This is a genomic window from Streptomyces sp. NPDC002785 (assembly GCF_040295565.1).
Classification (GTDB): domain Bacteria; phylum Actinomycetota; class Actinomycetes; order Streptomycetales; family Streptomycetaceae; genus Streptomyces.
Map to the genome: position 1 here is coordinate 1 of NZ_JBEOVN010000056.1, position 25,057 is coordinate 25,057.

General features: G+C 67.7%; 13 protein-coding genes and 3 pseudogenes. 4 read left to right on the forward strand and 12 right to left on the reverse strand.

The genetic code is table 11. The annotated features are described in order from the left end of the window. Window positions 1-136: 136 nt before the first annotated feature. The 3 genes from ABTZ94_RS16020 to ABTZ94_RS16030 all read right to left on the reverse strand — a co-directional run bounded on the left by ABTZ94_RS16020 (window position 137) and on the right by ABTZ94_RS16030 (window position 3,531). The gene (locus ABTZ94_RS16020; protein WP_351201492.1) at window positions 137-565 is read right to left on the reverse strand and encodes a hypothetical protein; all 429 of its coding nucleotides are present in this window, start codon (window positions 563-565) and stop codon (window positions 137-139) included. A gap of 124 nt (window positions 566-689) precedes the next feature. Continuing rightward, a complete protein-coding gene (locus tag ABTZ94_RS16025) occupies window positions 690-2,825 on the reverse strand; it encodes a sensor histidine kinase (RefSeq protein WP_351201494.1) in 2,136 nt (711 codons plus the stop codon). Further along, window positions 2,803-3,531: a response regulator transcription factor gene (locus ABTZ94_RS16030; RefSeq protein ID WP_351201496.1), complete on the reverse strand. Its 729-nt coding sequence runs from the start codon at window positions 3,529-3,531 to the stop codon at window positions 2,803-2,805. The genes ABTZ94_RS16025 and ABTZ94_RS16030 overlap by 23 nt, the downstream gene beginning before the upstream one ends. A gap of 154 nt (window positions 3,532-3,685) precedes the next feature. On the opposite strand from ABTZ94_RS16030, the gene ABTZ94_RS16035 reads away from it, so the two are divergent. Both ABTZ94_RS16035 and ABTZ94_RS16040 read left to right on the forward strand, forming a co-directional pair. Continuing rightward, window positions 3,686-5,836 carry a regulator gene (locus ABTZ94_RS16035; RefSeq protein ID WP_351201498.1) on the forward strand — a complete coding sequence of 717 codons (2,151 nt, stop codon included), beginning with the start codon at window positions 3,686-3,688 and terminating at the stop codon, window positions 5,834-5,836. Between the two features lie 70 nt (window positions 5,837-5,906). After that, a complete protein-coding gene (locus tag ABTZ94_RS16040) occupies window positions 5,907-7,619 on the forward strand; it encodes a hypothetical protein (RefSeq protein ID WP_351201528.1) in 1,713 nt (570 codons plus the stop codon). A 54-nt stretch (window positions 7,620-7,673) separates the two neighbouring features. Here ABTZ94_RS16040 and ABTZ94_RS16045 read toward each other — a convergent pair whose 3' ends face one another. From ABTZ94_RS16045 to ABTZ94_RS16070, 6 genes and pseudogenes are all read right to left on the reverse strand, one after another. Further along, on the reverse strand, window positions 7,674-7,871 hold the full coding sequence (locus ABTZ94_RS16045; protein ID WP_351201500.1) for a hypothetical protein: 198 nt from the start codon (window positions 7,869-7,871) through the stop codon (window positions 7,674-7,676). A gap of 210 nt (window positions 7,872-8,081) precedes the next feature. Next, window positions 8,082-9,335 (reverse strand): annotated as a pseudogene (locus tag ABTZ94_RS16050) (3'-5' exonuclease); the annotation flags it as partial. Beyond that, on the reverse strand, window positions 9,268-10,014 hold the full coding sequence (locus ABTZ94_RS16055) for a hypothetical protein (RefSeq protein ID WP_351201502.1): 747 nt from the start codon (window positions 10,012-10,014) through the stop codon (window positions 9,268-9,270). The gene ABTZ94_RS16055 and the pseudogene ABTZ94_RS16050, both read right to left, overlap by 68 nt. Next, window positions 9,935-10,828, reverse strand: a complete 894-nt coding sequence (locus ABTZ94_RS16060; RefSeq protein ID WP_351201504.1) for a DEAD/DEAH box helicase — start codon at window positions 10,826-10,828, stop codon at window positions 9,935-9,937. Before ABTZ94_RS16060 ends, ABTZ94_RS16055 begins: the two co-directional genes overlap by 80 nt. A gap of 198 nt (window positions 10,829-11,026) precedes the next feature. Continuing rightward, window positions 11,027-11,713 carry an Lsr2 family DNA-binding protein gene (locus ABTZ94_RS37860; RefSeq protein WP_502967252.1) on the reverse strand — a complete coding sequence of 229 codons (687 nt, stop codon included), beginning with the start codon at window positions 11,711-11,713 and terminating at the stop codon, window positions 11,027-11,029. Next, a pseudogene (locus ABTZ94_RS16070) lies at window positions 11,710-16,468 on the reverse strand (RHS repeat-associated core domain-containing protein). Before ABTZ94_RS16070 ends, ABTZ94_RS37860 begins: the two are co-directional and overlap by 4 nt. 307 nt (window positions 16,469-16,775) lie before the next feature. On the opposite strand from ABTZ94_RS16070, the gene ABTZ94_RS16080 reads away from it, so the two are divergent. Further along, the gene (locus ABTZ94_RS16080; RefSeq protein ID WP_351201510.1) at window positions 16,776-16,979 is read left to right on the forward strand and encodes a hypothetical protein; all 204 of its coding nucleotides are present in this window, start codon (window positions 16,776-16,778) and stop codon (window positions 16,977-16,979) included. A gap of 495 nt (window positions 16,980-17,474) precedes the next feature. Then, window positions 17,475-18,209, forward strand: a pseudogene (locus ABTZ94_RS16085) (helix-turn-helix domain-containing protein); the annotation flags it as partial. Here ABTZ94_RS16085 and ABTZ94_RS16090 read toward each other — a convergent pair. Genes ABTZ94_RS16090 through ABTZ94_RS16100 form a run of 3 tightly spaced genes read right to left on the reverse strand, consistent with a single transcriptional unit; the run spans window position 18,149 to window position 25,035 of the window. Beyond that, window positions 18,149-18,673, reverse strand: a complete 525-nt coding sequence (locus ABTZ94_RS16090; protein ID WP_351201532.1) for a hypothetical protein — start codon at window positions 18,671-18,673, stop codon at window positions 18,149-18,151. The pseudogene ABTZ94_RS16085 and the gene ABTZ94_RS16090 sit on opposite strands and share 61 nt — an antisense overlap. Next, entirely contained in the window at window positions 18,670-19,899 is a 1,230-nt protein-coding gene (locus tag ABTZ94_RS16095; protein WP_351201512.1) for an AAA family ATPase, read from the reverse strand. The genes ABTZ94_RS16090 and ABTZ94_RS16095 overlap by 4 nt, the downstream gene beginning before the upstream one ends. A gap of 33 nt (window positions 19,900-19,932) precedes the next feature. Continuing rightward, entirely contained in the window at window positions 19,933-25,035 is a 5,103-nt protein-coding gene (locus tag ABTZ94_RS16100) for a class I SAM-dependent DNA methyltransferase (RefSeq protein ID WP_351201514.1), read from the reverse strand. Between the last annotated feature and the right edge of the window lie 22 nt (window positions 25,036-25,057).

Sequence of the window (25,057 nt, forward strand, 5' to 3'; positions counted from 1 at the left end):
CGCCGCCCGGGACGGGGCGGCGCCACGAGGGAAGGTCAACTGCCGTGAGCGGTCAGTTGTCGTGAGTGGTCAAGCGCCGTGAGTGGTCAACTGCCGTGCATGTCAGTTGTCGTGACATGACTGACGCGTCGACAGTTCAGCGGCCCTGCTGCGCGGCGGAGCGGCGGCGCAGCACGAACGTTCCCGCTCCCGCGACCAGAAGGGCTGCCGTGGCCGACCCGGCAAGGGCGGTGGTGCTGTCGCCCGAGGTCCCGGCCGGTCGCTCGCCCGCGGCGACGCCACCGCGCGGAGCGGCGCCAGCGGAACGCTTGGCCGCGGCCGGACGCTCGACCGCCGGGGCGGGACTGTCGCCCGCGGCGACACCGCCACGGGGTACAACCGACGGCTCCGCGCCCGGCGTGGGCGCGGTGGTGGCACCGGCCCGGGCGGCTGCGGCGGACGGCTCGACGGACGGCGCCGGAGAGGCGGGCGCGCTGTCGGCGAAGGCCGTGGTGGACGGGACGAGTACCGCGCCGACCGCGACAGCGGCAAGGACGACGGTACGCAGGGACAATCGGTGGTGCATGGGAATGGCTCCATTCCAGGTCGGCCTCGTTGGTGCCCGCAAGCCGGTTCGCACCGGGCGCAAGACATGCCGACAGGCTGGCGTGAAGTTATGAAGAAGCTGTCAGATCGCTGTGGTCATCGCATCAGGCCTGGCCCGCACCGCTCCCACGGCTGCCCGCGGCACGCTCGGGCCCGCAGTCGCCTGACGCGCTCCCCGGCACGCCCGCCGAGCCCCCTGCGGACTCGCCCGACTCACCAGCCTCTCCCCACTCACCCGACGCCGTCCGCGCAGGATCCGCCGGCAGCCGGAGCGTGAACACCGAACCCTGCCCCTCGACGCTCACCGCACTCACCGAGCCGCCGTGCGCCTCGACGAGTTTCCGTACGATCGCCAGCCCCAGCCCGCTGCCGCCGGTCCGGCGGTTGCGGGACTTCTCGGCGCGCCAGAAGCGGTCGAATACATGTGGCAGATCAGCGGCCGAGATGCCGCTGCCCGTATCGGTGACGTCCACAACGATTTCGCCCACCACCACGTCGTCCACCACCACGTCGCCCACCACTACGTCGTCCACCACCACGTCGTTCGCCGCGCACTCGGAGCCGTACGCCTGCAATGTGACATTTCCACCCGCCGGGGTGTGACGCACCGCGTTGGAGAGCAGGTTGCCGATGACCTGACGCAGCCGGACCGGGTCGGCCGTCAGCTCGGGAAGGGGAGTGCCGGCCGTCGCCTGGAGGACGGTCAAGGTGACTCCAGCCGTCTCCGCCCGCCCCTGGTGGGCCGCGGCGACCTGGCTCAGGACGTCCTCGATGCGTACCGGCTCGGGGTGCAGCCGCAACGCCCCCGCGTCGGCCGCAGCCAGATCCTGGAGATCGTCGATGATGTGCTGCAGCTGCATGGCCTCCGTGTGGAGCGAGGAGATGAACGCCGGGTCGGGCTCCGCCAGACCGTCCTGTGCCGCCTCCAGCCAGCCGCGGATATTGCTCAGCGGGGTACGCAGTTCATGGGCGACGTCACTGACCATGTCCTTGCGCTGTCCTTCGAGGCGGGCGCGGTGGGCCGACATGTTGTTGAAGGCCGCGGCGAGCCGCCCGATCTCGTTGTCGTCGGTGACCAGCACGGGCGCGGAGTCCTCCCCGTCCCGCATCCGTTGTGCCGCACCGGTGAGGGCGCGCAGCGGCCGTACGAGCCGGGCCCCGGCCAGCATCGTGGCTCCGACGGTGAGCGCCAGGACGAGCGCCGCGGCACCCGCGATCTTCGCAGTGTTCGCCGGGGAGAGATCGAAGCCGGGAACGGTCTTGCCGCCCTCGTCACCGATGAACAGCAGTGCGGGTGAGGCGACATAGGAACTGAGCTGCTCACGGCGGGCCGTGCCCACGCAGGAGGCGGTGGCCCGGTCGTCGTCGCCGGTACGGACGCTCGGCGCGGGGGCGGGCGACCGGGCGGAGACACCGGCGCTGGGCATCGGCTCAAAACCGTCGCCCCAGGACAGGTCCGGATTGAGCTTTACGCCCGTGCGGCCCTGACGTTTCAGGCAGGCGTCGGCGAGCTGATTGAGCGCCCCCAGAGCCTTTCGCTCGGTCGCTGTCGGTTCGTCCAAGTCGTCGGACGCGCACCTGGTGCTCTGCACCCGGTCGGGATCGTTGCCCACGACCTCTATGCGCGGGCGCCCACTCGGCCCCTGGACCACATCCGCCGCGACGCCGGACCGACTCAGGCACGCCACACTCCGCTCGGCGGCACGCTGCAACGCCGTACGTTCAGCCGCGGGCAGCCGGAACGGCCCGACCGCGCGCGGGTCGACACGGTCGGCCGTGACACCGGCCCGGCCCACCGTCTGGGACAGGACCGTGTCCACGGACAACGGATCGACGATCGCCGATGCCTGGGGCGGCAGAGCGGGCGGCGACGTCCGGCCGGCGGAATCGGCGAGGGGCCGGCGCTGCTCGGTGGTGAGCGCGATCCGCCGGCCGGACTGCCGCGCCAGCTCACGCACGGTGCGGTCCACGCCGTCCCAGGTGGGGTGGGTTGCCGCATATCCGAGCAGGGTGTTGTAGATCCGGGCGTCGGCGGTGAGATTCTGCCCCTGCTCCTGCTTGATGGCGCCGGAGGTGGTCTGTACGGCAAGCCAGGCCGTGGCGGCCACCGAACATGCCGCCACCAGCGCCGACACCGCCAGCAGACGGCCGAACAGACTCTTGCGGAGCGGCAGCCGCGCCGGCTGCCCACGACGAAGGGAAGCGCCACGCAACCGGCTACGACGACGCACGCGAAGCATTCTTTGCCGGGTCCGTCAGCTTGTAACCGACACCGAAAACGGTGAGCAGCCGGGCCGGCCGACGCGGTGCGGACTCGATCTTCTTCCGCAGGTTCATGATGTGCACATCGACGGTGCGAAAGCTGATGTACCGGTCGAAGCCGTGCAGCTCCTCCAGGAGCCGCTGCCGGGTGAAGACCCGCTCGGGCTCGGCCGCCATGGCTGCGAGAATCCGGAACTCACCGGGCGTGCACTCCACGAACCGGCCCTCGACCGACACCTCGTGCCGGACCGGGTCGACCATGAGCGCACCCACCTTCAGTTTCTGATCTGCGGCGGGCTCGGCACCTGCCGCAACCCGCCGGGTGCGACGAAGCAGGGTCCGTACGCGTGCCATCAACTCACGCGGGCTGTACGGCTTCGTCACATAGTCGTCCGCACCGAGATCCAGACCCAGCAGCAGATCGTCCTCGGTGCTGCGGGCCGTCAGCATCAGCACCGGCAGTTCCCGGTGCTCGGCGCGCAGCACACGTACCACGTCCAGACCGTCGGCCCGTGGCATCATCACATCGAGCACCAGCAGATCGGGCTCCCGGTGCCGGACCTCGGCGAGGGCCGCCAGGCCGTCCCCGACGACCGTGACCGCATGGCCCTCGTGTTCCAGATAGCGGCGTACGAGTTCGGCCTGCTTCTCGTCGTCTTCGGCGACTATGACGTTTGCGCACACGCGAAGGATCGTAGACGAGGTCACGGAGACTCCCGTGACGCCGGACCACCGGGTTCAGCCATGGAGCGGTTCAAAGACGTCGTGCGCCCGCCAGGGATTACGGGACAGCCCTTAGTCTGGACCCCGCGGATACCGGGTCGGGGAGGGAGTACGGGTGATCAGCTGCGGTACGGAGGACGAGGGGGCCGTGCACAACACCCTCTCGGGGAACGCGGTGGTGGCCGGACCGTTGGTCATGGCCAGACACGTGGAACAGATCGTGCTGCCGCCCGGTGCGCCGGGCGTGCCACCGAGCCAGGTGCCGCCGCCCAGCCGCTGCTTCGTCAACCGCACCGCGGAGTTCGCCGCCCTTCGCGCGGTCGCGGCTTCGTACTCCGTGGAGCAGTCGCCCGGCATCGTCGTGGTGACCGGGCTCGGTGGGGTGGGCAAGACACAGCTGGTGGCGCAGTGGGTCGGACAGGACGTCAAGGAGCGCTGCCCGGACGGTCAGCTGTACGTCGACCTCGACGACCACCGCCGGGACGGGGCCGTGGACACCGCCGGGGTGCTGGCCGGGTTTCTGCGGGCCCTGGGAGTGCATGAGCAGTACGTGCCCCCTGGACTCGCCGAGCGGACGGGGCTGTTCAGGAGCATCACGGCCGATCGCGCCGTGCTGGTGGTCGCGGACAACGCGCATCATGCCCCGGAGGTGCGGCCGCTGATGCCGCCCAGAGGTCTCCTCGTCGTCACCAGCCGCAGACGCCTGCCCTCGCTGGAAATGGACGGAGCGGTGTCGATCGTCGTGGACCCCCTCGACGTGGGCGCGGGTGTGCAGTTGGTACGCCGATGGCACGTCACGGCTGCCCAGGAAGCCGCCGCCGAACTGGTACGACTGTGCGGCGGGCTGCCGCTCGCCCTGCGCGCCGTGGGGGAGTGGCTGGCCGGGCGGCCCCAGCTGCGGCTCGACGACGTGGTGCGCGATCTCGCCGCCGAGCACGAACGCACCACGGGGGAGGAGCCGGGGTACACGGCTGTGACCGAGGCACGGATGGGTGGGGCGATGACGGGCGGCACTGGTTCCGGAAGCGTCGGGGCCGCGCTCGACACCGTGGTCGGCGGGCTGGGCGACCGTACGCAGCATCTGTACCGCCTGCTCGGGTTCCTCCCGGTGAAGACCGTGACAGGTGCCGTGCTCCGGGCCGCCGGCGCCGTGCACGTCGACGACGCCCTCGGGGACCTGCTCATGGCGCATCTGGCCGTTGCCGTGGAGGCGCAGGACGGCGTCCCCCGCTACCGGCTCCACGACATCGTTCGTACGCATGCCCGCATGCGGGCGGCGGCCGTTCCCCAGGAGGGGCGCCGGGCCGCCCTGCGCGCGGTCGTCGACTTCTACGTCGATGCCGCGGCACTCGCGGATGCCATGATTCTCGGACCTCGTATGCGGCTGCAGGAGCCTCCGGCGCGCTCGCTGAGCGATCTCTCCCCGAGCGCACCCCTCTTCACGGACCGCGCCGACGCCCTGGACTGGCTGGACGCCGAGCGGGCCAATCTCCTCTCCGTACTGCGACTCGCCGCCGCGGAACGGTGGTACGACGCCGTGTGGCGGATCTGCGAATCGCTGTGGGCGCTCTACCACAGCCGCAAGCACCACGCCGACTGGATCGAGGCACACCGGCTCGGCACAGAGGCCGCCCAACGGGAAGGCCGGCCGGACGTCGAGGTCCGTATGCGCAACCAGCTGGCCCGGGCCGAGTACGAACTGGGCGAGTTCGAACGGGCCGAGTGCCAGCTGGAGGCCGCAACCGCTCTGCTCGGCCTGGTGGACGATGCCCGCCTGAGCGGTGCGGTGTGGGAGACCCGGGGACTGATCGCGCTGTCCGCCGAACGTTCCGGTGACGCCCGCGACCTCTTCGAGCGCGCACTCCACGCCAACGCCGCATGTGGTGACCGGCACGGCATCGTGGTGCAGAGCTACAACATCGGGCAGGCCCTGGTCGCGGGAGGCCACTGGCAGGAGGCCCTCGATGTGCTGGACGGCGCCGCAGCCACCGCCCGGGACAGTGGCGACGTAGCCATGCAGCCGCGTATCGGCCTGGTCACGGCCCGGGCCCTGATCGGCCTGGAGAGATGGGAACGTGCCGTCGGGACCGTCGCCGCGGCGGCCGATCAGGCCGCGCGGTCCAAGCAGTACGCCAAGCTCGACCAGGCACTCTCACTCCTCACGGAGCTGGCGGAACGGACGGACGACACGCCGCTGCGCGAAGCCTGCGACAACAAGCTGCGGGAGCTCCGTCGGCGGGTGGGCATGGCACCACCGGCCGGGTGACCCGCACCGACGACCGCCACCGCCCACCCCTTTCACTGTTCCGGAGCCACTGTTGACCTTGGTGCCGTCGATGCTGCGCCGCCGGGCCATCCGGTCCACCCGGCGCGACCGGTCCCGCTGGAACACCTGGGAGCCACCGAAGGCCGCGGTCCTCGGCGTGGCACGCACTCTCACCTCCGCGACGCGCGTGCTCGACGTCATGCGGCTGCTGCGCGCCGAGGACGGCATCGAGAAGTACTACACGGTCAACCCGGGCTCGGCGTTCGGTGACGGGCTCGGCGAGTACCTCTCCGCCATGGGCGTACGGGTGCTCACCTGGGAGGAGGCCACCCGGCGTTCGTTCGATCTGGCCGTCGCCTGTTCGGTGCATCCGACGATGAGGCGGCTGGACGCCCCGCTGATGGTGCTGCCGCACGGGGCCGGCTACAACCGTCTGGTGGCGGAGTCCACCGGGGACACCGAGACGCCCGCAGGTCTCTCCCGGCGCGAACTGATGTGGCGGGGCAAGGTGGTTCCCGCAGCCATCGGGGTCTCGCACCAGGACCAGATCGACCGGCTCGCCGAGACCTGTCCGGAAGCGGTCCCGTACGCCGTGGCCGTGGGCGACTGGTGCTTCCAGCGGATAAGGGCCAGCATGTCCCGCCGCGATCACTACCGTGCGCAACTCGGCGCCGTCAACGGTCGCCGGCTGGTGGTCATCCACTCCACCTGGAGCAGCCACTCGCTCCTCGGCCGCCATCCCGGCCTGCCACTGCGACTCGTCACCTCACTGCCCGTCGACGAGTTCGCGGTCGCGGCCGTTTTCCACCCCAACGTCTGGGCACGCCACACCCCTGACGGCGTGTTCGACCGGCTGGGCGATGCGATGGACGCCGGACTCATGATCATCCCGCCGCAGGAGGGCTGGCGCGCGGCGGTGGTGGCCAGCGACTGGGTGGTGGGCGACCACGGCTCCACGTCCTTCTACTCGGCGGCTGCCGACCGGGTCACCCTGCTGGCCGCGACCGGGCTCGACGAACTGGATCCCGCGTCCCCCGCCGCCGCGTTCGGCCACCGGGCTCCCCGGCTCGACCCCGACGGCGATGTGTACGCCCAACTCCTGGACGCGGCACGCCGCTACGACCCCGAAGCCCTGAGAGCGGTCGTCGACCGCCAACTCGCCTCCGTCGATGCCTCGGGTGCGATGACACAGGACCGGATGTACGCGTTCCTGGCACCGTGCGGCGTACGTACGCCCCCGCACGCGCCACACCCCGCCCCCGTCCCGGCACCCGAACCGGCGCGCCACCCCACACCCACGGCCTACGACATCACCGGCGCCCACGACGGGACGGGAACCGTCGATGTCCGGCGCCGGCCGCTGGTCGCCGGAGACCACACCGAGGCCAGAGGGTTCTACGCAGTCACGGAGGAAGTGAACCATCTGCTGTGGAGACAGGCCGCTGAGGTCGTCGTCCGGACCGGCATCGAGGCCGAACTCCCGGCCGCCGAGTGGGTCGACCGCGAGAGCCGGCGATCCGAGCACGTGAATGTCCTGGTCGCGGCACTCGACGCGACCCGCTGTCTGATCCGCCTGCGCGGCGGCCGCGAGCTGGAGGCCCGCACCGAGCGGGAGTGGGGGACACGGCGGCCACCGCTCGACGCCGTGGTTCTCGGCGCGGCCGTCAACCTCTGGCTCACCGACACGGCGCGGGACGGCGACAAGGACCTGACGGACGGTCTGTCGGTGCGGACCGGGGACTGGCAGATCCATGTGACGTTCTCGGCGCGGCAGAACCGGTGAAGCGCCGCCGACTCGGTGCGGCCCGAGCTCGGTAGGGCCCCGAGCACGGGCCGCTCAAGGTGGCGGCAGCGGACGTCCGTCGAGGGCGGCGGCGAAATGGTCAGACGTGAGCGCGTCCTCGCCGTGCTCGGCGGTGAACGCCCGGATGCGCCCGAGCGGGGACGACGGATCGGGCGGTTCGGAACTCACCGTGCAGCCGAGGATCATCGCGCCGAACGCGATGCCTACTTCCTGTGGGTCTCGCATGTCCATGAATGCACCGTATAGCCGGGCACTGACAGTGCCTTTTCGGCGACACCGGTGTCAGCCGGCCGCCGGGCCCGGTTTCCATCAGCAGGTCCGGCATGGTGAGCCGGGAGTGACGGAAGATCCGCGCCGCCCCTTCCTTGTCCCGCAGGGGCCGTAGCTCCTGTGAACGGCCGAGGCGACAGCCGGTCGGTCTTATGGCTGCCGCCCCGGAGCTCAGGCGGCGACGGTGGCGACCAGGGGCGCCAGGAACGGGCTGGGCGTGCCGTGCCAGAAGATGTCCAGGCTGTCGCGGGCACGGGTCGTGGCGACGAACAGCAGCGAGCGGGCCTGCTGGACTTCGCGCCGGTAGCGCACCGGATCGGCGGTGCGCCTCCGGTTCACGTCGTCCCGAGGGATCAGGCCGTCGCTGACACCGGCCACGATCATGCGCTGGTACTCGAGGCCCTTGAAGCGGAACATTGTGCCGATGTGGACACCGGCGTCGCCGCGCGGACCGTCCGGGCCGATCTCGACGGCTCGGATGCCATGCTCCGCCAAGGTCTGTCCCGCCTCACGCGCCATGGTGTTGGTGGGCACACAGATCGCGATCTGCTCGCGGGGGATGTCACCCCAGCTGTCGATCAGTGCCGCGATCTCCTCACGCTCGGCGGACCAGTCCTCGCAGCCGTGCAGATCGGGTACTCCTCCACTGAGGACGGAGCGGTATCCGGCCAGGGTCTCCTCGCTGCCGTCGAGGTCGTCGTACTTCTCCTGACTGAGCACGTCGAGCGCCGAGCGGAGGATCTGGCGCGTCGTGCGGTAGCTCAGGCTCAGCTTCGAGGCGCGGCCACGGATATTGATGCCGAGGCTGCCGAGCGTCACCTGGTTCTTGTAGATGCGCTGGTGGGTGTCACCGACCAGGAAGAGGTCGTTGCGGCTGTGCGCGGTCATCGCGCGCAGCATCTTCCAGTGCGCGGGCCGCAGATCCTGCGCCTCGTCCACGACGATGTGCCGGTAGCGGTATCGGAGCCAGCCGCCGGAGCCGGCCTGCAGGTGGATGTTGTCCAGCCCTCCGGCCTCCTCCCGCTGCTGGTCGATTGCCAGAATGCGCTGCTCGCGCTGCATCTCCAGACGCGCCGCCCGCTCGGACACCTGGTCCCAGGTCTGCCGGCCGAGGCGGTCGAGGCGCTGGGTGAAGCGCTCGGCGAGCTGCCAGATGTCGGCGCGCTCGGAGCGGGTGAGGGTGCGCCCGCGACCCGCCCTGCGGGCACGGAAGTACTCCGTACGGGAGGTGACGGCCTGCCCCAGGATCACTTGCGACCACTCGTCCTGCAGGAACTCGGCGTCCCAGCCCGACTCGTCGAGCTCTTCGAGCAGCGACCGCCACTCGCGCACGGCCTGGTTGTCGTCGATGGTCTGCTTACGGCTGCCGGGCTCGGCTTCGCGCACGATCCGCAGGGCCAGCTGGTCGACATGGCTGATCTCCACGGCGGGAGTCACCGGAAGGCCAGTCCGCGCTGTCCCGCCCCTCCGCCTCCTCCTGCGGCGCCGCGCCGAGCGCCGCCTTCCTGGCTGCCGTCCGCTCGTCCTCGTACCACCGGAACTCCGGCGCCGCACCGACCCCGCGCAGCACCCGACTCACGGGCCGTACCCACAGGTGCGCCTCGATGTGCAGCAGTGGCCGGGGCCGCCGCTCGTCCGACGCCGGATCCCGCGCCGCGGACAGCAGCGCCACGAACCGGGACAACGCCTCCAGCGCCAGCCGTGGATTCTCCCGGGCCGTACGCGCCCACGCGTACCCGAAGCGGGCCATGCGGTCGCGCAGTCCCCACTCGTCCAGAGGCTCACCGTCCAGCAGGGCAAGCACGGCATGTGTGAAGTCGTGTTGCTTGAGCATGCGCCCGAGTTGGAAGGGATCGAGTTCGCGCCTCTCCAACAGCAGATACGCCAACCCGTCCAGGTCGAGACGGTCCGGCCGGGACTCGACCCCCGGCCCGCCGGACGCCTCGATGACTTCCTTCGGGGTGGGCGGATCGGGCAGGTCGTAATTCACCTCGCCGATGAACTGATCGGCGTCCTGCCGCTCCTCACCGATGATCGAATCCGCCCCGAACGGCACCCCGAAGACCTGCTCGGCAACCTCCAGAATGCCGCCCAGCCCCCCCACTTCCCTCACCCAGCGTCGCCGACGTCGCCACCGGGCAGATGTCGCCGAGAGGCCGCCCCGCCCGCGAGGCACCGACCGTCGCCCCGAGCCGGCGCAGCAGCATCGCCACATCCGTGCCTTGCGCCCCGTCGTACGTATGGAACTCGTCCAGCACCACGTACGTGAGATCCGCGCCCTCCCACAACGGCCGGTCCTCGGCCCGCTGCAGCAGCAGATCCAGCATCTTGTAGTTGGTGATCAGCACATCCGGCGGCGTCCTGCGCATCTCCTCGCGCCGCGTCATCACCCGCCGGAAGTCGGTGTCGGGCCGATCCCCGATGTAGAGGCCCGCCGACACCTGCGTCAGCTCCGGCTGCGCCAGATACTCACCGATACGCCCGGCCTGGTCCGTCGCCAGAGCGTTCATCGGGTACAGCAGCACGGCCTTCACGCCCTGCCGCCCCAGCGCCTTCTGCCGGCGGCAGTGATCGAGCACGGGCACCAGGAACGACTCGGTCTTGCCCGACCCCGTCCCTGTCGTCACCAGCGTCGGCTCGGCCGCCCCGCGCAGCGTGCTCAGCCGCTCCCACGCCTTCGCCTGGTGCCGGTACGGCGGAAACCCGGGCTCCCACTCCAGGGCCGACTGCCACCCGTCGTCCGCCGTGTGAAACGGCGTACGGATCCGGAGGAACGGCCCCCGGAAGATCCCCGACTCCGGGTCCTCGAGGAACCGCTCCAGTGCCAGCCTGGTGTCCTCGTCGGCCAGCGCATACGTCGTCGTGAGGTACTGGGTCAGACTGCCGCGCACCTGCGCGGCGGCCAGAGTGGGCTTCACGACGGCGCCTTTCGTGTACATGTCCCAGCAAGGGCGGCGTCGGCAAAGCCGACGATCACGGACAACCGTATCCCTGGTCACTGGCAGTTGGTTCAGCAGTGATGGAATCCCACCGATCCAGGAGTGTATTGATGCGTGTGCTGGACGCCCCTACGATGCATTGCCCCCTCAACCGACAGCCTCGGCGCACCCTTGAGATCAGGACCTCTCAGTGGGGTTTGCGCGCTCCCAGGCCTCGCGGATGTCGGCTGGGAGGCGGCCTCGGGGAGGGACCTCGTATCCGTTGGCGCGCGCCCAGTTCCGGATGACTTCGGTATTGCGGGGAGGACTTACCGGGGCCGGTGCGGTCGGCCAGTTGGTCGGTTCGTAGGGAACGAAGCCGATCTTCTGGTCCAGGAGGCCCCCCGGGAACTGGGGGACTGCGGTTGCACCTGTGAGGACGGAGATGAGGAAGTCGGTCAGCGAGCCGTCGAAGGTGAACCAGCGGGGTCCGCGGGCTTCGTTGACGGCGATGCGCCACCTTTCGGGAGCATCCTGAGGGTCGGTGATCCAGAAGAGGTACTCGCCGTTGTCTGTGGCGCCCATGGTGAACAGGAGCCGTGGGTCGTACGGGACGGGGTGCGTGCCGCGTTCGTAGTCACGCTGCAGCTGTGCGCGGATCCTGCCGGGCATGGGCCCCGTGAGGTTGATGAACTCGGTGTCGCCGTGGGGATGGTAGACGTGGAGATAGTCGAGGAAGACCCCGGGTCCGTAGACGGTGGCGAGTTGTTTGTAGTCCTCGGGCAGCCGCATGTCGAGCTCGGCCTCGACCGTGTCCCAGTCGACAGGGCGCGGTGGCTCCGGAGGGGGCGGGCAGAGCAGGGTCAGCGCTGAGATGGTGCTCATGGGGTTCCTCGGCCGCGTCGCAGTTGTTGATTGGCGTGTTCTGGATTTTTCAGTTCGTCGCGGAGCTGGAAGCTTCCGTCTCCGTCAGCCTCCATGGTGATCCATTTGGGTACGGAGTCCTTCTTGTCATCGGTGTACTCGAGATAGACGCTGTACTGGACAATCTCCCCGGGAATGCCCTGCCGGGCGTCTCCCTTGACTGCGTTATAGATCGATTGTTCCAAATCCCTCATGACTGGGGTGTTTGTGGGGTTCTGTGTAATTGTGAAGAGGTTGTCCAGGGTGTCGCCGGATCCGCCCAGCATATTTGCCAGCATGTGACCGCGGCCTTGGTTGTACCTGGTGCCGTGTATGAAACCGGACGGTTTTATCGATTGCCGTGCGTCGGTGCCCTGGTCGAGCATGTCGCGGGTGATAGTCGCGTGCATCTCGTACGGGCGCCCGTGTGCGTCCCGGGTGAAGACAACCCGTCCACCCCATGTCGGGTCCGCTTCGCAGCCCGCGAGCCCGAGCGGGTCTGTAAGTATGAAGGGGTTGGGGACGTATGCGTAGTGGTTGACCGCAGGAGCCAGACCGAGCGGATCAGTGGTGATGTAGCGACCGAGGCAAGGATCGTAGTAGCGGTTGAAGTTGTAATGGAGCCCGGTCTCGGCATCGAAGTACTGACCCGGGTAGCGCAGCGGGGTGTACGCAGTGCTGCTGCGGTTCCATTGGGTGGCACCCCACGCGGTACTGCGGGCTCGCCAGGCTGTCGCACCGTCGCTGCCGACGAGTTCGCTGGGGCTGCCGGCGAGGTCGGTAACAATCGAGAAGAAGCGCCGGTCGATTTCCTGCTGGGCGGCATCGGTCTTGGATTCGCGTTGCGCCAGGGGGCGAAGCCCGACGTAGTCCCACACCAGAGTGGTGCCCCCGGAGCACTGCTCGGCCAGCTGTGCCCCGTCCCAACAGTAGGTGGTCTCCTCGACAACGTGGCCTTCTGCGTCCAAACGCTGTTTGGAGATGCGACGGCCGAGCGCATCGTAGAGGTACCGCCAGAGGAAGCCGTCGGGTGCCAGCACGTCGGTGAGGCGGTCCTCCGCATCCCACTGGAACTGCCAGGCCAGTACCTTGCCGCTCAGCGTGGTGGTCTCACGGCGCGTTATGCGGCCCTGCCCGTCGTAGGTGTATCGGGATCGGCCTGCTCGGGTGATCCGGCTGCCCTGGAAGTCCCGTGACCCGGCGTCGTCTTGGCCGGGTGCGCCGACGGGCAGAGAGCTTTGGGTCTGGTCGCCTACGGTGTTGTAGGCGTATCGCTCGGTCCATCCACGAGCCTGCACTGCTGTGACCCGGCTCGCCGAGTCCACGGTGTAGGTTCGGCGGCCGGCTGCGCTGTCGGCAATTGCGGCAGGGGAGCCGTCCGGACGGTAGGTGAAGGTCCGCTCCAGGACCTCGGCCTGCGGGCTGCGCATGGTCTGTTGGATCAGGCGGCCGACCGGGTTCCAGCTATGACTGAAGGTAAGCGTGTCGTCGATAGTGCGTGTCGTTTCGCGGCCCAGCGCGTCTCTCTCGAACCGGAACCTGTGCTCCCCCAGGTCGCACTCAACGAGTCCGCCCCAAGCGTAGCCAAGCCGGCTGTCCGCGCCCGATGGCGTGCGCCGGTAGATGCGGCGCCCCAGAGCGTCGTAGTCGAAAGTCAGAGCGCGCCCGTTGACGGTCTCGGTAACGACTCTTCCTGCCGCATCCCGTTTCAGCGAGATCCGTGCGTGTGCGTTCGAGATATCCGACACGTGACCGGTGTCGGAATGTGTGAAGCTGGAAGCGGACCCGTCGTCATGTATGAGCCTGGTGACTCGTCCGAGGACATCGCGTTCGAAGGTCAGGCGCTGGCCGCAGGCGTTGGTACGTCGTACGAGGCGGCCGAGTGCGTCGTGCTCGTAGGAGAGGGTGCGGCCGTCGAAATCTGTCTCTTCCACGAGCCGGCCGGCTGCGTCATAGGTGTAATCCCACTCCAGGCCCTGTGGATTGGTGACCTTGGTCAGACGTAGTTCGGTGTCATGCGTGTACGTACAGGTGCTTCCGTCAGGGGCACGGGTCAGGGCGGCTCGGTCGAAGTGGGTGACGGCCTGAACCCGGGTGTTGCCCATCCGGTCGGTATGCGTGAGCAGGTTGCCCTCGCCGTCCCAGGTCCACTCCTCCCGGGTGCCATCGGGTAGCTCACGCCAGGACATCTTGCCTTCGACGGTCCAATCCTGGCGCAGTGTGCCGCTCATGGGGTCTGTGACGGCGGTGACACGGCCGAAGGCGTCCCGGGCACAGGTCGTGGTCGACCTGTCGGGTTCAGTGATGGTGAGGGGCAGACCGGCGCGGTTCGGGGCGATCCGCGTTACGTCGCCGACGGCGTCGCGTGCAGCGGTCAGGCCGCCACGGTCGTTGTATTCGTATGCCGTCCGGGCTCCGGTCGGATCGATGTCGGCTACGAGGTTGCCACTGCCGTCGTAGGCGTAGCGTCGCCGCACACCCCCACGCTCGGTCACCTCGACGGGCAGGTGCAGCTCGTTGTACACGGCGGTGGTGCGTGCGCCGTCAGGGGCGACCAGAGCGACCAGGTCGCCTCCGGCGTCGCGATTGAAACGAGTGACGTGGCCCAGGGCATCAGTCTGGGCCAGAAGCTGGTCGAAGGCGTCGAACTCGTAGTGCGTCATGCCGCCCAGGGGGTCCGACTCGGCGACGACTTGATGCGACTCGTTTATGTAGAAGGCGGATGTGGCGCCGGTGGAGTCGGTGTACCGGGTGATCCGGTGTCCGGTTTCGTGGTGCACATCACCGTAGGAAAACGTCGAGGACAGGAAGCCGTTCGGGCCGACCGTCCGCACCACGCGGCCTTCGCCGTCGTACACGTACCGAAAGGTGGAGTCGTTGCGGTCCGTCCACGAGGTGATGCGGGCCTGCGGATCGTAGGTCAGTCGCAGTGGCGCCGCGCTGGAGTTGTTGATCTCCTGGAGATTGCCGATCTCATCGAATCCGTACGTGCGCACCTTGACCGGTCCATCTGCGGTTCTGAGGTGTAGCGCGCTGATTCGGGAGGCCTCAGTGGTGACCTGGACGATGTAGCCGCCGTCATGGCTGACGGCGGTGGGAGAGCCGTCAGGTCGCCGGGTGAAAGTGATGCGGTTGCTGTTGCGGTCCTCGATTGTGGTCAGCCAATAGGCGGTGGAGAGATGGTAGGGACTTCCGGTGAACGACCGGGTCAGCCCGGACCACACGTCGGTGACGGTATACGTCGTCCTGTCCTCGTACTGGCCTCCATGGGCGAGGGCGAGTTGCTGGCCTTCCAGGGGCAGGACCGGCTCACCACCTGGCTGCGGGAGGGCCGGGTAGACGAGAAGCGACCCGTCCTCGCGAGCCCATATCGCACCGCCACCGGTCGGATCGTGTTCGATGCGTTCGTCGAACGTGGAAGCCCACGTGAGGCCGAACCACTGGCCGTACCGGTATGACGAAAGGTGGGTACGAGTAAGCAGGAGGGGCAGCGTGCCGGGAAGCGAGAGGTCCGTGTGCTGCAGGGTCATCTCCCCCGTGACCACATCGACCGGATCGTTCCTGCATGTCTTCTTCTCGAGCGGAATGCTGTGGCGCCGGAGGTCGACCTTGGCGTTGTGCAAGGAGTCGGGCCTGGTCCGCACGCCGCTTTCACCGTTACCGCGGTCCGATGGACCGCGCCGGCCCTCTTCGCCTGCCCTGCCGTCGTCCTTGTGTTTGTTGCCGAAGCTGGCACGTATGACGTCTTCAATGTTCTTGTGGTCTATGGATATCTGCTTGACCGACTTGGGCAAGGTCGTGCCGACGTGGTCGCCCATCGTCTTGACGGCCTTCTCGAGCGCTTCCATCGCCTTGTCTGCGACCGGGTCGAGAACTTCGGCGATGCTGTCGCGCCCTCGTGCGCGCCCGTGCGCGGTCTTGGCCTTGGTGAGCTTTCCGGCGGTCTTGCCATGGATGTCCACGCTGACACCGTTCAGCCGGGTCGAGGCGGTGTCGTGCTCGTCGTGCTCGATATGAAACTTGACTTCAGGCCTGGCGGCCCCCCCCGTGCCCACCGTTCGCGGAGGCCAGGTGCATAGCGTCCTTGGCCCCTCGGACACCGTCGTCGAAACCGTCCTTGCCCGCTTCCTTGGCCTGTCCGAAATCAACCCCGTCCTGCAGTCCCATGGCGCTGGCGCCGATCTGCACAACGAGGTCGGCGGCAAGGTTCTCGAGAGCAGCGACAGCGGGTTCGGTCATCGCGGAGACGATGTAGGCGACCGCCTCTTCCCCGGCCTCCTTGATCAGCCGCTTGACGACCTCCTGCGTTGCTCGCATGGCTGCGGCGCCGAACAGCATGGACAGACCGCCGGTCACGGGTATGAGGGACAGCGATATCCCTGCCTCCCCGGCCAGATAGCCGAGTTGCACAAGAGCTGCGGCCTTCATCCCCTCGATCACGGTGGCAGCCGTATCCAGCGCGCCCGCGATGGTACGTGCCGCAGAGGCGATGTCCTTGAGGTGCTTGTCCTTGACCTTGCCCCAGTGGCGGTTGAGAGCGTCAAGGGCGAGGCTTTGCCCGGAGGACAGGAGACGTTGCACGTGATTGTTGGCGAGCTTCCCGTCGTCCTCCAGGTCGTCGGCGAACTCCCGCAACGCGTCCGCCATGTCCCTGTAGGCGTCCTCATCGACGTTCGGCCACGAGACACCGATCAGATCCAACAAGGTGTCTGCCCAGTCAGGAACCGTGACCGTCATGATCTCCCCTATGAAGTTGATCAGATCGATCTGACAGTATTGCAAGTTGCTCGCTGGCCGCAGACCAGCCCAACCGCCAGGCCGCCGCCGGCCCAGGCCCGTACGCGAAGCGTCGAACCCTGACCGGACGTTGCGGCTGCCGTAAAGGCGGCTTCGGCTTCAGCTCCCGGCTGCGCGCGGCTTGCTGCGACGTCCGCTGGGTGAGGTTGCCGGGCAAACCTTCAGCAGGTAATCGGAGCGTGATCGCTTCGGGCTGCTGATGACGGCTTGTGAGCGGGGTCGGGTGGTGATGTGGTTGGATCTTGCCGTGTCCGATCTCGAGTCGCTGTCCCGGGAAGAGCTGATTGTGCTCGCCCGGCTTCAGGACGCTCAGATCACGGCGATGGCCACGCAACTGGCCGCGCTGATGGAGAAGTTCGAGCAGCAGGCGGCGGAGTCGGCCCGGCTGCAGCACCTGCTGTCGCGCAACAGCGGAAACTCCTCGATGCCGTCCTCGAATCCCGGGCGGTGAGACGGGCCAGGGTGCGCCTGGCGGACGTGGAAGTCCCGTCCCGGGACGTGGCCGTGCTGTACGGCGTTGGCGCAGAGTTCGCCGGTGATGAGCGAGAACGTGTCGTGGACGGGGGAACGGTAGGGGTGGCCTCAGGCGTCCAGCCGTTCGCCGACCAGGAGTCGGGCGAGGCGGGCGCCGGCGTGGGGTGGAGGTGAAGAGCATGATGAACTCGCGGTCGGGGTACGCCACTTTGTCTGCGTGCGAGGTGTTGGGGGTGGTCACGGGAGGGAGGTTGCCGGGGTTGTGCCCCGTTCACCAGCAGCAACGCTTGTACGGGGGCAGGCTGTACAGGCCGCTGCGGCCCGTGTATGCCGGTGACAGCGGCCGGGGCGGCGGACAGGGGAGGGCGGGTACCCGTTCGAGGGAGCGTCGCGGATTTGGGTGGCGAGTTTGGTTGCTGTGCGTAGCGTGGTGATGGGCAGGGCGTGAGTGGTGTACGTGGCGGGGTGAGCGATGGGCGAGTCGGAGCGGGACGACGGGACTGTGGGTTTCCTGCGGTGTTTTGGGATGCAGTTGAGGCTGCTGCGGGAACGGGAGGGACTCACGCGGGCCGAGTTGGGGTCGCGGCTCGGGTACGGGGAGGACCAGATCGCCTCGGTGGAGCTGGGGCGGCGGATTCCGAAGCCGGAGATGATCGACCGGGCGGATGAGGTGCTGGGGGCGGGTGGGCTGCTTGTTGCGATGAAGGGGGAGGTGGCTCGGGCGCGGTATCCGTCGTTCTTCCAGCATGCGGCCAAGCTGGAAGCGGAGGCGGTCGAGCTACACGTCTACGACACCCTGGCGGTCAACGGCCTTCTGTAGACCGAAGAGTACGCGCGAGCGGTGTTCAGGCAGTGGCGACCCTTTCTCGATGAAGAAGTCGTCGACCAGAGATGCGCATCGCGCATGGCGCGGCAAGAGATCTTCAACCGCCGCCCGGTCCCGAATCTGAGCTTCGTCGTCGAGGAGGCCGTACTGCACAAGCGAATCGGCGGAGACCAGGTCTGGAGGGGGCAGTTGGAGCAGACCCTACTGATCGGACAACGGCGGAATGTAGAGATCCAGGTGATGCCGCTGAATCGTGGTGAACATGCGGGGCTCGCAGGACCCTTCACCTTGATTGAAACTAGGGATGGGCGGAGTGTTGCCTATGCGGAGGTGCAGAGTGACGGTCGTCTGCACACCGAGCGGAGCAGAGTCCTGTCGTTACCGCGTAACTGCTGGGGCACCTTCCAGCGCGGCCGGATACGGGGAAACGCAGCAGGGAAGAGGAGTAGCCACGCCTCGGACTCCCAGGCCGCCAGGGCGAGTGCCGAATCGCAGGGGCTCTGGCGGGCGAGCTCGTCGGAGAGAGCCTTGCGTACGGTGGTGTAGCGGGTGTCCGTGAAGCCGTCCAGATCTTCATGAACCACCAGGCCGACCAGTGGGCCGCGCTGCTGGAGCGCCTTTCCCTTGGCCTTGCCGATGAGCGTGCTCACGGCCGTGGCGAGGTCATGGCCGGTCTTCTTCTTGAGCCGCACCGGGTCGTTGATGCGTACGAGCTTGGCGGTGCCCAGGCTCGGATGGTGCTGGCGGATGATCGGCGCCAGGATGTCGCAGTCGTTGGCGTCCTCGCCTGCGAGCACGATGACGCCTCGGCCTTGTCGCGGGATGATCGGCGACTTGCGGCTCACAGTTCACCGCCAGTGAGGTCGCCCCCGAGTACGCCGGAGAACCACAACTCGCCGAGCGGCTGGTCGCCGGACTCCTCAACAATGGCGTGCACTTCGTCCGTGGTCAGCGCCGGGATGATCGAGGCGCCGTCCTCGTCGCGGTCACAGACGACGAACTCCTCCGGATGAAGTCGGTTGACGAGAGCGGGGGAGTGCGTGGCGACGAGGAACTGGCTGCGCTCGGACGCTTCGCGGAGCCGCGCCACGATCAGTTCCAGGGCCTGCGGGTGGAGTCCGTGGTCGATCTCCTCCACGCAGGTGAGGGCCGGCGGGTGCGGGTCGTACAGCATGGCGAGGAGGCCGAGCAGACGGACGGTTCCGTAGGAGGCGTCGGCGAGGGGAGTGGAGCGGCGCAGGCCGCGCTCGCGGAGGATGACGGTCACCTGGTCGGCGGAGCCGCCGACCCTCGCGAACTCGATGTCGTCGAGCTGTGGCAGAACGGTCCGGGCATCGGCTACGAGATTCTGCCAGGTGTCGTCGTTGGTACTGAGGTAGAAGAGGAACTCGGCCAGGTTGTCCGCTTCGGACGAGAGTTCCTGGAGGAAGAGCGTTTTGCGACGTAGACGGGAGGGCTGGCGGGCAGCGTCCACATCTACGTCGAACACTCTGAAGGAGGAGAGCTGGTCAGCCACCTTGGACACCTCCTCGCCGCCATCCGAACTGGCCAGCCGAGGCAGGGTGGACAGACCACTGCTCAGCCGCTGAATGCCGAGGCTCCCGCTGTCGGACTCTTTGCCGGCCCGCCTGTCGACGACCTTGGCCTCCTCGCCGGAGACAGTGATGCGCCGCCCACGCCCTTGGGTCCGCTTGAACTGGAAGCTCTCGCTGCGGGACAGGCTGTAGGCGTCCTCGCTGTTCCGCAACTTGCGGCGGCGGACGGTGAGTTCATACTCGTCGGGAGCGTTGACGCTCGCGTACGTCGTCCAGGTCGCCTTGAGACGGATCGTCATGGACGTGGGTGGTTTCGAGCCGCCCCAGAACGCGACCTCGTCGAAGCCACCACGGGCGTCCAGGGCGGGCTGGAGGTCGGTCCGGATGATGTCCGAGAGCAGGTCGAAGACCTTCAGTAGGTTGGACTTGCCGACTCCGTTCGGACCCACCAGAACGGTGAGGGGGCCGAGGGGGACGGTCACGTCACGGAGACTGCGGAAGTTCTCCACGTGGAGTTCGAGCAGACGGCCGGGCATGGTCGCGAACCTATCGGGCGAGTGGGACAGCTGTCATTCCGGGATACGGGTGGAGTCGGGGGTGGTGGGCGGTTCGGGCGGGGACCAGCGGCCTGCGGCGATCTCGGCGTCCAGGCGGGCCTGGAAGTGGGCGTGGGCGGCGCGCATTTCGGTTTCGCGGTCTGCCTTGTAGAAGGGGGCGGTGTAGCCGGCGGGGGGCGGGGTGGTGGCGGGGGAGGCCAGGTGGTCGAGGAGGGCGAGGTAGTCCTCCTTGGTCTGGCCGTGGCCGTAGGTGTTGTGGTTGCGGGCGATCTTGCGGCCGCGTGCGTCGAAGTACATCTCCGACTCGTAGTCGAAGAGAACGGGGTAGCGGGACTTGTAGATGGCGACGAGTTGGTCAGCGGTGATGCCGAGCCAGACGGATACGAGGGCGTCCAGCTCTACGAGGGCGGCGCGGCGCTCGAGTTCGGTGCGGAGGGGGGTGTCGTATTGCCATGTGGGTGTGAGAGAGGAGGCCAGGGGGGCCAGGTTGGGCCAGGCCGGGTTCGCCCAGTCTTCGTAACCGGGCCACGTGGGGTGGTACAGCTCTTCCCAGAGGGGGGCATAGGCATCGGTCACGGCGTTGAGGCGAAGAGTTCGGAGGAGGAGAGCAGGGGTCAGAGGATGGTTGGTGGTGGGGGCCGGCATGGCATGGGCTTCCGTGACACTCATGTGCCCACGACCTGTGATGCGCAGAAGGTAATCACTGGGAAGTGCCGCCCAAAGACCAGAAATGATGGCAGTAGCCAGGTTTGTCGATGCGTGCATGCTGCGCACTGCATTCACGTGACTCGGGCCCGGCGGAATGATCGACGCGAATAGGGATCGCTCATTCGTCGCTGGGATCATGTCTCGCCAAGCAAGACGAAAATATTCTGTGCTTCGACGGCCATCCCATGTGTCCACTGAGTCGTAAAAGGCCTTCGTGTCCTCGCCTCGAACATAGTTCGCGCGAGGTGCGGCATCCCGTGGCAGCGATGTCAGATCGTATGTGCTGTAATCGCTGTTGTTGCGGCAGGGAATGTTTGGCTTTTTAGCGAACGGTGTTGCAATGCCGAAGAGTGGACCTTGGAGGACGGGTGTATGCCAATCAGTTACATCCTGGGTTTCCCATCGAATCAGGTTCGATTTTCTGGCCTTGTCTTCGAACAAGCCGATTGAAATGTGAGGTTTCAATTCTTTGACTCGGTGATTTTGATTGGCTAGTGCTGAGATTGCCCCCTGTTCGTGCGTAGTGACGGGGTAGAGGAGGGTGGCTTGAATGGGGTGTGTTTCGCTCTCGCCGGCCAGTCGATTCCATTCGGACAGGCGGTTGAGGTCGATGTCAATGACTCGGCTGCGATGGGGCCGAATGTCCCAAGTTCCAAGGTGTTTGATTCCTGGAACCTTCCCGGAATCGTCCTTGGTCATGGAATCCAGAAGCGTCGTGGGCGAGAAAATCCAGCTCACGTGCTTAAAGTTTGGAATCTGCTGGAGGTGCCCGTAGATGTGGATGCCGAAGTGGACGCGGTGATCGATTTCTGTGAATAGGCGGAACTCGTTCACCAGGTGGGCGTGTAGGCGTAGGTGTCGATATGTTTCGGCTCGGAGGTTCCCCTCCTTGATTCCACTGAAGTGGCTTTCTGGATGAATTAGCCCGATGGTTCCGTGGGGTTTGAGGTTTTTCCAGGATTGGCACATGAAGGCGCGATAGAGATCTGGTTTCGTGCCGTACAGCGCCGGATAGGTTGAAAGTGATGAGAGGATTTTGGCCGTGGATTCGGTGGTCGCGAGCTCCTCCAGGAAGAATTGTGAGGCTTTGGAGTCATTAAGCACCGTGGAGCGGCGCTCGCTCAATTCTCCGTTTTGTTGTTTTTCGGCCAGTGCAAACCAGGGGTCGATCTCGGCGAGTACCAGGTCTTCGACCCATTTCGGTTGAACCCAAGGCGGATTCCCCACCTGTAAGTCGTACCCGCCCCGCGCAAACACCTGCGCGTACTCCAGCTCCCAGTGGAAGAACCCCTGCCGCGCCGCAACATCCCCCGCCACGGCGACCCACGGGAACCGGTTCTCCAGCCAGTGCGCCCGGTCCATCCCCATCGGCTCGGGCAGCGCGTCCTCGTACGGCTCCAGCTCGTCCAGCGTCGCGAACGACGCCACCAGCGAGTCGGACGGAACCTCCTGCGTGCCCAGCAAGGACTCCGCGAAGTCCAGCCAGTCCTCCAGAGCCGCCAACGGGATGACCGCCCGGCGCTGTTCCCGGATCTGCTCCTTGCGGCGGCCCGTGCTGCGTCGCCGCTCCACCGATTCCCGGGTCAACTCCCGCGCATCCGTCGTCTCGCCGAACAGGTCATCCGTCTCCCAGGACATGAGCACGCCCGACTCGTGGTCCGCCGTCACACCCGCGACCTCGGCCGCCCGCGCGTACTGCTCACCCGACCCGTCCAGCAGCGCAGCCTCCTGCACCGGCCAGAACCACAGCGCGCACCACGTATCCATCAGCGTCTTCAGCCGCCAGTACGGGGTGTCCACCGCCTCGAGGTCATCCAGCACCTTTTCCCTTTGCACCGCGACCTCGGGCGACCGTAGCCAACCCTCCTCCGCACCCCACACATCGATCCGGCGCGAGATGTCCCGCTCCGAGATCTCCAGGCGGCGTACCACCAGCCCCCACAGGTACTCCGCCCGCCGGGCCAGCCCCTGCAGCCGGGCCGTCTGCTTGGCGCTCGGGGACTTCGTGATCGCCTTCCGCCAAGCGCCCAGCGCCTTTGCTGCCTCCGGGGCCAGCGCCTTGGCCTCCTTCTCCGCCGCGACCGCGCCCCACTCCTTCGCCGGCAGCAGGAAGTGGTGCACCGCCCCCTTCGGGAGCTCCGCACCGTCCACCGCGTCCGCCAGCGGGAAGCGCTCCGGTGTCGTTCCGAGCCAGCCGCCCTTCTTCAGGCGCTCGGGGCCGTACACCTCACGGCGCCCGCCGATCAGCGAGTTGCCGTGCCGCAGGTGCAGGCCGAACCAGGGTGCTTCCATCCCGGGATGCATCGTGTTCAGCCACAGCGACACCTCGGCCAGCTCCACTGCCGTCTCGTTGAGGTCGACGCCGTAGGAGTTGTGCAGGGCGATGTACGCCTTCGCCTTCTGGAGCTCCTGCGCGTACTTCTCCGTATCGATCGCGACGCCCAACTCGTCCTGCCGGCGCCGCAGATACTCCGCCGCCACCTGGTTGATGGCCTCGTTGAGGAACGCGCCCGAGCCGAGCGCCGGCTCGCAGATCTTCCAGTCGAGCATCTCGCGGGCCGGGGTGACCGTGTCGTCCTGGTCCAGGCGGTGCTGGAGTGCCAGCTGGACGGTGACCTTGGTCAGGGATTCCGGGGTGTAGTACGAGGCCGAGGTCTGGCGGTCGCGGCCCGACAGGCGGTACACGAAGGAGCCCGGCGCATGCCGTACTCGCCGCTCCTCGCCCGTGTACTCGTCGCGCTCCCGTACGTATACCGCGTCCGCGTACTCGTCGGCGCGCGAGGACGGGACCAGCCAGGAACCGTCCTTCGGGTCGCCGTTCTTCGCGACCTCGTACAGTTCCTCGCCCGCGACGAAGCCGGTGTACGACATGAGGCCCTCGTAGACCGCGCCCAGCTGGTTGATGCCGAGCTGGGCGTACGAGATGAACCCGCCGCGCTCCTTGCGCTTTCCGCGCGTGAGCATCAGCAGGCGCAGCACGCGGTACAGGGTCGCGTTGCGCAGGCGGGTGTCCAGGAAGCGTTCCGTGTGGGCTTCGTCCGTGTCGTGGCGGGGGTCGCGGACGGCGCGTTCGCCGATGAGCTTGATGGAGTCCTGCTCGAACAGCTTGGAGTGCAGCGGCTCGAAGCGCAGGCCGATGTCCTCGGACGCCTTCTCCGCAGCCGTAGGCGACCCGTGTGTGCGGCGGGGGCGGTAGCCCTCCTGGACCTTGCGGAAGAGCAGGTCAAGGGACTCGTACAGGTAGAAGCCGCGGCGGGACTTCTCGTCCACCAGGTCCTGTTCCGCGACCAGGTCGCCGAGGCGGCCCAGGCCGTACCCCTGCTGATACTCGGGGTAGTCGGAGGGCAGGATGCCGAGCTCGGGGCGGGCCTCCGCGTACAGGAGGAACAGGATGCGGTAGAGGAAGCGCAGCGACTCGCGGGTCAACTGGCTGCCCAGCTCGGGGAGTTCCTTGACGTCCTCGGGGCGAACTCCCTGTTCGCGCAGGCGCTCCAGGACCTCGTTGGCGATCAGCTCGACGCTGATGCGCAGGCCGTCGCGGAGTTCGCTGGAGACGCCCACCGCATGCTTCGTCGACTTGTCGACCAGTACGGCGAGCGGGTTCTCGCCGCCCTCCTCCGGCGTACGGAGCGAGTCGGCGCCGAACAGGGCGGCTACGGTGTCGAGTTCGCCGCCGGTCTTGGTTTCGTTGCGTTCGAGGGCGGCGTCCAGGGACACCGCGAGATACCGTCCCTCGCCCCAGGCCGCACGGTCCGCGAGGACCACGACGCCGCCGACCAGCAGCAGCACATAGCGCGGGGCGTCCTCGCAGGCGAAGAGGAATGAGGCGAGCTTGGAGCCCGTCGTCACCTGGTGCCGGCCATCGAGCACCAACTGGTCCAGCAGGCGGCCAGGGCCGTTCGGGTCCAGGGCGGCGTCGGGCTCGGCGGACCACCCGCAGTCCAGCGCGATCAGGCCCTTCTCGGAGTGGGCGACCCGCACCTCGTAGGACTGCTCCGCACGCTCGACGGTCACCGTGCCCGGCTTGGCGTCGAAGCCGAGGGCGCGCAGGACGTCCGCGTTGAGGGAACGGACGCGCTCGCGCCACTCCGGAGAGGCGTACGTGACGGCGTCGTCGTCACCCGTCACCACCGCGGCCTCCGTGGCGTTGCGTTCCTCCCCGAGGGCGAAGTAGGACCGGGCCCGGAAGTACGGGCGGCGCAGGGCGCGGAGCCCCGCGCGGGGCGTGACGGGCAGGGCCTCGGGGCCGGGCACCGCCTCGGCGGCGGTCTTGAGCGTCTCCGCCGCCTCGTCCTCGCGCCGCTTCCACTCCGCGAGCAGTCCGGCCTTGAGGTCCTTGGGCAGGACCTCGGCCAGATAGTGCGCGGAGAAGTAGTCACCACGGTTGACCAGGGAGTCGTACGTCATGAGTCAGAACCTTCGCGGGAGC